General features: G+C 65.4%; 12 protein-coding genes, 1 tRNA gene and 2 pseudogenes. 8 read left to right on the top strand and 7 right to left on the bottom strand.

Annotation, left to right across the window (positions count from 1 at the left end; translation table 11 throughout):
* The 3 genes and pseudogenes from MKK64_RS12265 to MKK64_RS12250 form a co-directional block, all read right to left on the bottom strand.
* A pseudogene (locus tag MKK64_RS12265) lies at positions 1–395 on the bottom strand (porin family protein); the annotation flags it as partial.
* A gap of 662 nt (positions 396–1,057) precedes the next feature.
* Complete coding sequence (locus MKK64_RS12255; protein ID WP_243935155.1) at positions 1,058–1,336, bottom strand: hypothetical protein; 279 nt, start codon at positions 1,334–1,336, stop codon at positions 1,058–1,060.
* Positions 1,336–1,545: a hypothetical protein gene (locus MKK64_RS12250; RefSeq protein ID WP_147728420.1), complete on the bottom strand. Its 210-nt coding sequence runs from the start codon at positions 1,543–1,545 to the stop codon at positions 1,336–1,338. Before MKK64_RS12250 ends, MKK64_RS12255 begins: the two co-directional genes overlap by 1 nt.
* An 804-nt stretch (positions 1,546–2,349) precedes the next feature.
* On the opposite strand from MKK64_RS12250, the gene MKK64_RS12245 reads away from it, so the two are divergent.
* Together MKK64_RS12245 and MKK64_RS12240 are read left to right on the top strand one after the other, a co-directional pair.
* The gene (locus MKK64_RS12245; RefSeq protein ID WP_187274893.1) at positions 2,350–2,844 is read left to right on the top strand and encodes a hypothetical protein; all 495 of its coding nucleotides are present in this window, start codon (positions 2,350–2,352) and stop codon (positions 2,842–2,844) included.
* A complete protein-coding gene (locus tag MKK64_RS12240; protein ID WP_243935153.1) occupies positions 2,844–3,383 on the top strand; it encodes a hypothetical protein in 540 nt (179 codons plus the stop codon). The genes MKK64_RS12245 and MKK64_RS12240 overlap by 1 nt, the downstream gene beginning before the upstream one ends.
* A 476-nt stretch (positions 3,384–3,859) precedes the next feature.
* Here MKK64_RS12240 and MKK64_RS12235 read toward each other — a convergent pair.
* Both MKK64_RS12235 and MKK64_RS12230 read right to left on the bottom strand, forming a co-directional pair.
* Positions 3,860–3,935: transfer RNA gene (locus tag MKK64_RS12235), tRNA-Asn, on the bottom strand.
* A 367-nt stretch (positions 3,936–4,302) separates the two neighbouring features.
* A pseudogene (locus tag MKK64_RS12230) lies at positions 4,303–4,677 on the bottom strand (DUF4113 domain-containing protein); the annotation flags it as partial.
* A 66-nt stretch (positions 4,678–4,743) separates the two neighbouring features.
* Here MKK64_RS12230 and MKK64_RS12225 point away from each other — a divergent pair.
* The 5 genes from MKK64_RS12225 (at position 4,744) to MKK64_RS12205 (ending at position 7,363) form a co-directional block, all read left to right on the top strand.
* On the top strand, positions 4,744–5,058 hold the full coding sequence (locus tag MKK64_RS12225; RefSeq protein WP_243935151.1) for a PsiF family protein: 315 nt from the start codon (positions 4,744–4,746) through the stop codon (positions 5,056–5,058).
* A 258-nt stretch (positions 5,059–5,316) separates the two neighbouring features.
* Positions 5,317–6,051: a thermonuclease family protein gene (locus MKK64_RS12220; protein ID WP_409567941.1), complete on the top strand. Its 735-nt coding sequence runs from the start codon at positions 5,317–5,319 to the stop codon at positions 6,049–6,051.
* Between the two features lie 584 nt (positions 6,052–6,635).
* The gene (locus tag MKK64_RS12215) at positions 6,636–6,893 is read left to right on the top strand and encodes a hypothetical protein (protein WP_243935149.1); all 258 of its coding nucleotides are present in this window, start codon (positions 6,636–6,638) and stop codon (positions 6,891–6,893) included.
* A 33-nt stretch (positions 6,894–6,926) separates the two neighbouring features.
* Positions 6,927–7,187, top strand: a complete 261-nt coding sequence (locus MKK64_RS12210) for a hypothetical protein (protein ID WP_243935148.1) — start codon at positions 6,927–6,929, stop codon at positions 7,185–7,187.
* The gene (locus MKK64_RS12205) at positions 7,184–7,363 is read left to right on the top strand and encodes a hypothetical protein (RefSeq protein WP_243935147.1); all 180 of its coding nucleotides are present in this window, start codon (positions 7,184–7,186) and stop codon (positions 7,361–7,363) included. The genes MKK64_RS12210 and MKK64_RS12205 overlap by 4 nt, the downstream gene beginning before the upstream one ends.
* Before the next feature lie 72 nt (positions 7,364–7,435).
* On the opposite strand, the gene MKK64_RS12200 is transcribed toward MKK64_RS12205, so the two are convergent.
* Together MKK64_RS12200 and MKK64_RS12195 are read right to left on the bottom strand one after the other, a co-directional pair.
* Positions 7,436–7,843, bottom strand: a complete 408-nt coding sequence (locus tag MKK64_RS12200; protein ID WP_243935146.1) for a MucR family transcriptional regulator — start codon at positions 7,841–7,843, stop codon at positions 7,436–7,438.
* A gap of 427 nt (positions 7,844–8,270) precedes the next feature.
* A complete protein-coding gene (locus MKK64_RS12195; RefSeq protein WP_243935142.1) occupies positions 8,271–8,603 on the bottom strand; it encodes a hypothetical protein in 333 nt (110 codons plus the stop codon).
* A gap of 237 nt (positions 8,604–8,840) precedes the next feature.
* On the opposite strand from MKK64_RS12195, the gene MKK64_RS28435 reads away from it, so the two are divergent.
* Positions 8,841–9,051, top strand: a 211-nt coding sequence (locus MKK64_RS28435; protein WP_409567940.1) for a DUF6894 family protein, incomplete at its 3' end; no start/stop codon positions are given.

Raw genomic sequence — 9,051 nt, 5'->3', positions numbered from 1 at the left:
TTGCGGTTCTGGCCGAAGTCGACGTACTGCGCGTCGGCCTCGATGCCGATCACGACGCCCGAGCCCGGGGTGAACTGGTAGTTGTAGCCGACCTGGCCACCGCCGGTGAAGCCGTCGTTGCCGCGGCTGCCGCCGAAGGCGAGCACGCCAGCGCGGTTACCACCGGCCGGGCCGGCGAAGATCGCGTTCTGCGGCGAGACACCGACGACGGTGGCGCCGCGGTTGTCGTTGGCATCGAAGCCGTAGCCGGCGTTGATACCGAAGTACGCGCCCGTCCAGGTGAACACCGGAACCGGGGTGAACACCGGCGGCGGGGCGCGACGCGGAAGGTCGGCGGCGGACGCGGCAGCGGTGAGAGCCGTGAAGGCTGCGAGGGACGTAAGGATCTTGTTCATATGTCGGGTGCCGATCGGTGTGCCTAGTTGACTGCTAGATACCCTTTTCCCGCGCAGTTGCTGTAGCGACTAAGACACACCTGCAATCCCTCTATTCTGATCCAATCACGCCCTCGCATCATGAGGCGCGCCCCGCCATCCGCACGCTTTCACGTAAGTCCCTGGTGGGCAAACAGCCCTGCTGTCTCGGCCTGGCTTTCCTGGGTCGCACTACGCGCGTTACCCCCAAAGTTCACACCCTGACTGACTGCCGAAGGGATCCGCTTCGAGGGCGCTGCAGTCGGGCGTCTGGCTGGCCCGTGGGCGCAGTTCGGTGCCACCGAATAGGTCGCCCAGCGCACGGCGCCGGAACGGCGACCGCCGCCGCTGATACTCAGGCCGGTCGTGGTTCCGGCGGCAGCGCGGTGAGGCTCTTGCCCTTCCCGTCACGCCAGGTGCCAACCTCGGCATTCCGCCACCGCCCGTCGCCCAGGTGGGAAACCATGCGCCCATGCGGTCGTCCGCAGCCCTCGCAGGCGCCGCCGGCACGCCGGAACCGGACCATGGCCGACAGCTCGCGCCCGTCGATCGGGTAGGAACAGCGGTCTGGATAGCTCGGCGGCCATCGATCTGCCGGCTGTGGTCTGCGCCGCATTCGCGGTCGGCAGATCCGTCCCGAGCCGTCAGGTGGCGCTGGCCTCTGCTAAGGCCGCCAGGACGTCCAAGAGGTTCCTCTCGGCTCTCTCGTGGACACGGTCCAGGGCACGCTGGGCCGCGAGCGCGCCGGTGCCCCCGGCGGCGATCAGGGCCAGCATGTCCCGATACGTACCCTCGCCGCCCTCGCGATCGACGCGAAGCCTGGCCAGGTTGTGGATGGTGCGCGTCCGCAGGTTGTCGTCGAGCGCTCCCAGCAGGGTCCGAAATTCCGTATCGCGTGGCTGGCAGATGTAGGGGTCGATCATCAGGCCTGCCGCCTCGCGCGGATCATCCAGGCATCACGGTCCGCACGTGCCACGGCCAACTCCATCTGCAATTCCTCGACACGGGCATGCATCTCGCCGGCATCGACGGCGGTCTCGATTAAGAGTTCCTGAGCCTCGGCGAGCGCCGCGCGCAATTCCGCGTTCTCGGTCGCGAGCGCCAGGACCAGAGCCGTCGTCTCATCGCTCATCCCTCAGCAACCCATCTGATCCACCGTGGGCGCCGCCGCATCCGCGGCCAGCAGGTCGCTCGATCTGTTGCGACGGTCCTGTTTGCCCCTTCGAGCAGGGCCGCCGCCTACATTCCAGCCGACAACCTGCTCTCGCACCCTCGTGACCCGACGTTGGGCGGACCCAGTGCGTACACGGGCCGACAGGGTCAGGCGCAACCCGATTCCGTCAGCGGCTGCCGAAAATTATTTTCGACCGCTGACCGCGCACGCCATTTCGACTTTCATACGCCGGCCGGATCGTAGGGGCTCCATTCAACGGAGCCACGCCGATGCCTCTCGCGAGGGACGGCGCCTGAAGGACAACCGCGGTCGCTACGTGCCGCCGGATCGGGGCGATCCGAACGGCGCGGAGGTTGGCTGGAAGGCCCCGGCCACGTTCCTGGAGCGGGCTGCCGAAGGATCGGCCGCCGACTGGGAGTAGCGGGGTAGCACGAGGGGTTGGGTGCCAGCGGCTGATTGTGCGACGCCCGTGCGGGCGTCCATACCCCCGAGAGCGAGCGGGCTTCCGGCAAGGGTGGCAGATCTGAGCGCCGAGGTTATCGAATATCTGACGCTACATATGTCAGCGCTCCTCGGCATGTTGTGTTTCAACCGCCACAACGGTCTCTCAATAAAGAACCGCCGCGCGGAAGCGATATCAATTAAAGGCAATAAGAAGCGCGCCAGGTAGACACATCAGTATATTTTAGGTTTCTTGGACATGCTCACACCGTGAGCCCGGGATGGCGGTTCCGGAACGAAGCCAGGCGAAATGAAAGCGTCATGACGGGTCCGAGCAAGCGATACCCCTGGGAGAGCCCCTCCGAACTCGAAGCGCCTACGAATGTGACCTCCTCGACCGACACCCACCTGGCCAACGTGTTGAGGTTGGTCGGGCCTCTCGACGACATCGGTGGTGGAGGCGCTCCCACCCGTCGTTCCTCGCCACAGGATTGGTCGAAGCTGATCGAGCGGGTTCGGCATGCGGCCAATCACGCCCGCGAGGTCGAGGCGCAGGCTCAAGAACAGGAGCTGCGCGTCCAGGAGGTGCTCGACCGCGTCCGCGAAGATGTCCGCAACGCCGCCGAGCGGGTCCGAGTCGCTGAGGCGCGCACCGCTGAAATTCAGAGCCGTGCAGACGCCATGCTGAAGCTGGCCGACGAGAGGGTAAAGGCGGCCGAAGAGCGAGCGCGGATCGCGGAGGAGTGGCTCACACGCGTCTACGACACGATCGCGAGCGAGTTCACCCTTGAGCCGGATGTGAAGAGGACTGCGTGATGCCGAACTCAGCTCAGCGTCCTGCAATCACCGTCCGCCCGGCCGGACGTGATATCCCGGCCGACGATGCTTGGCGCAGCAGCTCCGAGCTGGCGGCCGGGCTGCCTTCCAACAGCAAGATCGTACCCCTCTTCGTGGAGCCGGGCATCTCACCGCCACGGCTTGCGGATGTCGGTCCTGGCGAAACCGACTGGCCTGCCGCGCTCGACCTGATCCGCGACGTTGGAGACCGCGTGCGCCGGGCACGCGATTTCGCGCAGGAGGTGTCCCGCCAGTCTCAGTCGATCATTCGCCGTAGCCTCAAGCAGACCGAAGAGGCCGAACGGCGCGCCGAGGCTGCCGAAGCTTCAGCGGCCGCGGCCATCGCACGTGCCGAGAGGGCTGAGGAACTGGCTCGGCTGTCGGAAGCCAGGGCGAAGCTTGCAGAGAAGCAGGCAGAGGCCGCCAAGGCTGAAGAGGCTGAAGCTCAACTATGGCTCAGGCGCGTGCATGCTTGCCTCAAGGACGAGTTCAAAGACCTGACCGAAGATCCGACCTGACCGTATCAACTGCTGTGAGGTGGCAGGGCATCGAACCGAGCCTCCGGCCCACCGTGGGCATCGGCGGCCGCCGATGCGAATTCTCGCTGCCGCCCGGTCCAGTGGCGCCGAGCGCCCGCGCTCGTTCGAGACAGCGGGTTGGTGAGCGGCCATGGTTGTCGCCGCGTCCTGGAGGAAGGCGGCGATGACCGCCCGGTCCGCAATATGCGCCGCGGTTCGGAGTGATGCTGCGAGCTGGCGCGGCGCACGGTCTGCGCAAGGCGGGCGCGCGGCGGAGGAGGGCGCCACGGAGGCCGAATTGAACGCCTGGTTCGGATGGGCTGAGGGGAGCCGCGAGCGCGCGACCTACCTGCGCGGAGCCGACCGAGCGAAACTCGCCGAGCGGGTTGCAGCTCGAATGTCTATCTCCGCACCTCCTGAACCGGTGCGGGGTTCGGAGCGAAAAGATCAATCCGAAAAATGGCTTGGAGAAGTGATGGCTCCCCGAGCAGGACTCGAACCTGCGACAAGGCGATTAACAGTCGCCTGCTCTACCAACTGAGCTATCGGGGATCACGGGGGGTGATCTACACAGCGTCGGTACGGGGCGCAAGGGCCTCGGGTGGATGTTTTGCATTTCGCGCGGGCTGCCTCGGGCGGCGCGAATGGAACCTCGGCAACAGCGTTGCGCCGGGGCCACGAGGCGGCCGCGCCACGAGGCTCAGGCTTCGCGTCGCGATGCCGGAGGACGCGCAACGCCTGCGATCGATCGCCGGGGATGGGTCAAGGAAAAGTAGATGGGAGGACGTGACGTGGAGGCCTCGCCCGGTTGGCCACAAGCGTGATCTGTCAATGGGTTGTCGCTCCCAACCCTATCGCACCCCTCCATGAAATCGTTTGGCTTTTCGGCTCGTTTCCAACCCGGCCGTCGATGCGAGCCTCAGGCGTAGGCGATCGGCAACTCGCTAACCTGGGTCGTGTAGCGCGGCGTCCGCATCTCGAACTTCGTGCCCCACGTGCGTTTCTCCACGAGGCCGGCTCGGGCGGGGACGACGCTGCCGCGGCCGAAGCGGGCGTTGCAGGCGTCGATCGCCGCCATCAGCGGCCCGGAGCGCGCGCGGTCGAGCTGCCCGATCAGGGCGCGCGGGCTGGCGTCGAGCAGCATGAGGTCCGTGGTGACGATCCCGGCCTTGCTGAACCGCCACGGCCGGGTGTCGGGCTCGCGCTAGGTCTTCGCGACGCCGAGGCGCGCTGCCTTGATCAGAGCGAGCGTGTCGTTCGTCGCCACCGGCAGCGTCACCGTGGATCGTATCGCCCATCGGCTCGTCGGCGCACCGCGACCCTGCTAGCGTCGGACAACTTGTCCCGGAGCACCATGCCGATGCGCTCGACCGCCCTTGTCCTGCCGATCGTACTTAGCTTCGCCGTCCCAGCTGTGGCGCAGACGCCGTCCGCGGCGCAGGCCGCACAACGTGACCGGATGAAGAGCTGCAACGCCGACGCCGGCTCCCAGAAACTCGCCGGCAGCGCGCGCAAGGGCTTCATGTCGGATTGTCTCGCCGGCAAGGCTGCAGCGCCGGCGAAGGAGCTGACACCGCAGCAGGCGAAGATGAAGAGCTGCAACGTCGATGCCTCAGCCAAAAGCCTGAAGGGCGCCGAGCGCAGGAGCTTCATGAGCACCTGCCTGAAGGGCTGAGCGACCGCCGCGCAGTGGTTCGGCGACCTAGACAACCTAACCGGCGACGAGACAATCTCCGGCGGCACCGGAGAACGCTCGTGTTTCGCCATTTTCTACCATGCCTTACCATCACCGTGGCCCTCTTCCTGGTGGGGCCGATGGTTCCACAGCCGGCGGAAGCAACGCCGGGCATGGTCTCAGCGAACGGGTGCCATAGCCACCCGCGGCACTGCCACAGTCACGGCGAGCTACGCCGCAACACGCAAGGCCGCTACTATGTCCCAGGTGCGTTCGGTGGCCATCGCTCTCGCGCTCGCCGCGGCCGCCGTAGATAACGCAACCGCGGCCGAGCTGATCGTCGGGCGCGCCAGCGTCACCGACGGCGACACGGTCGTTATTCACGGCACGCGCATTCGTCTCCACGGCATCGACGCCCCGGAGAGTGCGCAAATTTGCCAGGACGCCGCCGGCAAGGATTACCGCTGCGGGCAGGTCGCAGCCCTGGCCCTGTCCGATCGCATTGGAGAGGCACCGATCGCGTGCGAGCCTCGCGACACCGACCGCTATGGCCGCACCGTCGCCGTCTGCCGGAAGGGGGCCGAGGATCTGAACGCATGGATGGTCGCCCAAGGCCACGCCGTCGCCTACCGCCGTTACTCCACCAACTACGTCGAGGCCGAGGCGACCGCGAAAGCGGTCAAGCGCGGCATCTGGGCCGGCTCGTTCACGACCCCGTCCGAGTGGCGCAGGGGCGAGCGCGGCATGTCTATGGGGTTCGCAGCACCCGGTGGGCCGGACGGGCCGATCCCCGCCCCATCCTCGCGCGTCGAGCCGGCCGTGGCTGGCAGCTGCACGATCAAGGGCAACATCAGCCGGAAAGGCGAGCGGGTCTACCACCTACCGGGCTCCCGCGATTACAACCGGACCCGGATCGACGCAAAGTCCGGCGAGCGTTTGTTCTGCACCGAGGGCGAGGCTAAAGCCGCAGGGTGGCGCGCATCACGCGGATAGCCGTCAGCAACGGCAGAGATTATCAGTAATGATACATACGGCCAGCCGACCTACATGAGGTAGAAATAGACTACTATTGATGGAATGAAGATTGTGCTAGCGATCGATAACATCATAAGAGACACGACAGCATTTCCGTGTTCCCGCGGTCTATCTTTCAAGATATATTCGATTGGAACCGATAGAAGCAAAAATGGCAATGCACATATCACAAAAATAATACATATGGCATAGTACGGCATCATCACAGCGATAAACACCAGCACTATAACATCTATACTCTTCGGTTCACTAAGCGCCGCAGAATTGCAGGACATGGGGCGTCCCTTCCTCCGATCCAAATGCAACCAGAGATAGAATTACAGCTCCTAATAAAACCGCAAGCGTACGCAGCACCGGATTTGCGGCGTAGAGTACGCAGGCCTGGGATTGGTGCGCGACCCAGGTCACAAGCCCTTCGCGATCGGCCAGCACCATTTGAGGTGACCTAGTGACGCTCTGCAGGCGCTCGCGCGAACACGAGCTTCTCCGACCGTGGCCGCGCTACACTGGCCGACGGAGAGGCGGCATGTCACACGAGTCGGATGGCTAAGCCCGATCTGAAGCGTTGCGAAGTGAAAATCGACGGGGCCTGGATTGCGGTCAGCCTGATCGAAGCAGTTGGACAGCACGGTACGGCTGAGAAGCGTTGTCTGGCTTGCCATGGGCGCGTTGCGGTTGCCGGATCGTACGCTGCAGTCGTGAAGCGCACGCTCACGCATCGCCGGGTTCACGATGGATGCCAGCTGATACCGAAGGCCTATTGCGGTACGCCTTCGCCGCACCCGGAAGCCGTGAAGTAGCCTGAGATTGTTGGCCTCTTCGGACCAGTGGCAATGAGCACCACGATCACCAGCGACCTGCTGAAGGCCAAGATCATAACCGACGACGAGGTGAACGCCGCGGTCGACGTGTTCATGCGTGACGCGACGGTGAGCCTGTTCCGGTTCGAGAGCGGGCACACGGTCGACCCGGCCGCAGCGGTGAAGGATTACGAGCCGTCGCGGAGGTCGGTCGCCGAGCCCGACGCGTCCGAGACCCTCCGGCAAGGCATGGTGCGAACCGCGATTTTGCTGGCGCGGCCGGCGGCATCGTGAGCGACGACCCCTTTCACGAAGCTGCCGAAGTCCTCCGCGCGATGGGCTGGGACGTCCAGCCGACCGGCGACGACCTTGGCTTGTGGCTGGTGGATGGTGAGCAGGTTGGCGACGCCGATCTGATGGCGCTCGCCCGTCTCGTTGGCCTCGTGACAGCGCCTGAAACGATCCAGTAAAGCTGACCGACACCTCCCCGCTTAGCGCAGACCGGCGCGGTGTCGGCGGGAACCGTCGAGCAGGCCTTCGGATCACTCCGCCGCTTGCTGAAAGCGCAGGCGCTGGTTCTGCCCGATGGTGCGGGAGATCACCGAGCGGCGCGCGCTGTAGCTCGCTGAGACCAGGGGATAGTCGATCGGAAGGCCCCACTTGGTGCGGTAGGCCTCGGCCGACAGTCCACGCAGCGTCAGGTGCCGGCGCAGCGCCTTGTAGGGCTTGCCGCCCTCGAAGCTGATGATGGCGTCCGCTGAGATCGACTTGCGGATCTCCGCAGCGGTCGGCTTCGCCAGCACCGGCTTCTGCGGGGTCGCAAGGGCGGTGATCGAGTCGTGGACCATGCGGATCAGATCCGGCAGCCCCGTGGCCGGTACCGGGTTGTGGGCGACGTAGGCGGTGAGGATCTTGGCGGCGAGGTCGATGGGGTCCGTCGTGGTCTGCACGGTTCGTCTCCTTCCGAATGCCGTTTGGTGGGCGCGTGTCCAAACGTGCTGTCGCCGGGCACAGGATGTTTTCCGTCGTCGATCACCCTGAACGGTCACGGCAGGCCGGCCTGCCATCGCACGATTATGCGCCCGCGATCAAAAAAAGCAACTTCTGCGCGAGTCCGTGCATGGATGCGATCTACTTAGAATTGATTGACTGGCTCGAATTGGTTGCAATGGTCAGCCGTTGGAGGTCGATGCCCTGCCATTTTGCCCATCGAAGCTTCGGTTTAGGCACCTCTTGCGAGCCCCAGCCTCGACCTTCAGGCATGCAATTTTAGGTTGTATAAATCGCCCCCGCTTGCAGCCCCACCCAATCGGCTCGGGGGGCCTGCTGCTGCTTACGGCGGAAGTGTGGGCGCGGCTGGCGTGAGCGGGGCAAACCTCACTCCGGCTTCTGGCGCTTCGGAATGACCCGGCAGGCCTGACGCAGCGTGACCTCCTGCGCCGGGTAAAGCTTCGCCGCCGCGTCGAGCACGAGGTGGCCGAGCTCGAAGCTCCACACCGTCGCCAAGCGCCACTCGATTGAGCCCGACGTCGTCCATGCCTCGACGTTCAGGCCGCGCTGGATCGGCGTCGGCACAATCTGTTTTTTCGAGAGTGGCAGGATGAGCCGGGCCTGACACGCGCTCTCGTATTTGCGCGCGGGCGGCGACCCAGGGCGGCACTGATGCCGGCACGAGCCCGACAGGTGCCGGAGCGCGTCGAGCTGCTGCATCGTGGGTCCGAACCGCGCCACAAGGCCGTCTGTCGCGTAAACGCCCCGCCGGCGGCACGACAGGCACTCCACCTCGACGCGATCGCCTACGATGTCCCCGAGGGTGTCCACCTACGCTCTGACTCCGCGATCACGAACGCCGCGGCGAGATAGCGGCCGGATCTCCACAGTCGCTTCAAGGGGCGGGGGGTGCATCGCGGCTCCGGGTCCGGCAAGAACGGATCAGGAACAAACAGCATGCGTCACGACGGTTCAACCATGGCGACGATGGCCACGCGCGCAGCGGTGAGATGGTGTGAAGGGCGGGGTAGAAGGCCAATGCCGACACCGCTTTACCGCTTCCACTGCACAAACGGGCACGAGCTCGTGGCCGACCTCCAGGGCAAGCGGCTGCCGACGTGGGCGCTGATGCGCGCGCACGCGGAGCGCGTCGCGCTGGACCTGATGC

This window comes from Methylobacterium sp. E-025, from assembly GCF_022829705.1.
GTDB lineage: Bacteria > Pseudomonadota > Alphaproteobacteria > Rhizobiales > Beijerinckiaceae > Methylobacterium.
The sequence above is the reverse complement of the archived record's forward strand: the minus strand, read 5'-3'. Positions and strand labels throughout refer to the sequence as shown.

Bases quoted from the DNA above. Each gene is read 5' to 3' on its own strand.
- MKK64_RS12215 (WP_243935149.1), top strand. From the start codon at position 6,636: ATGGCTAAGCCCGATCTGAAGCGTTGCGAAGTGAAAATCGACGGGGCC.
- MKK64_RS12250 (WP_147728420.1), bottom strand. From the start codon at position 1,545: ATGAGCGATGAGACGACGGCTCTGGTCCTGGCGCTCGCGACCGAGAAC.
- MKK64_RS12245 (WP_187274893.1), top strand. From the start codon at position 2,350: ATGACGGGTCCGAGCAAGCGATACCCCTGGGAGAGCCCCTCCGAACTC.
- MKK64_RS12195 (WP_243935142.1), bottom strand. From the start codon at position 8,603: ATGCAGCAGCTCGACGCGCTCCGGCACCTGTCGGGCTCGTGCCGGCAT.
- MKK64_RS12225 (WP_243935151.1), top strand. From the start codon at position 4,744: ATGCGCTCGACCGCCCTTGTCCTGCCGATCGTACTTAGCTTCGCCGTC.
- MKK64_RS12255 (WP_243935155.1), bottom strand. From the start codon at position 1,336: ATGATCGACCCCTACATCTGCCAGCCACGCGATACGGAATTTCGGACC.
- MKK64_RS12220 (WP_409567941.1), top strand. From the start codon at position 5,317: ATGTCCCAGGTGCGTTCGGTGGCCATCGCTCTCGCGCTCGCCGCGGCC.
- MKK64_RS12210 (WP_243935148.1), top strand. From the start codon at position 6,927: ATGAGCACCACGATCACCAGCGACCTGCTGAAGGCCAAGATCATAACC.
- MKK64_RS12240 (WP_243935153.1), top strand. From the start codon at position 2,844: ATGCCGAACTCAGCTCAGCGTCCTGCAATCACCGTCCGCCCGGCCGGA.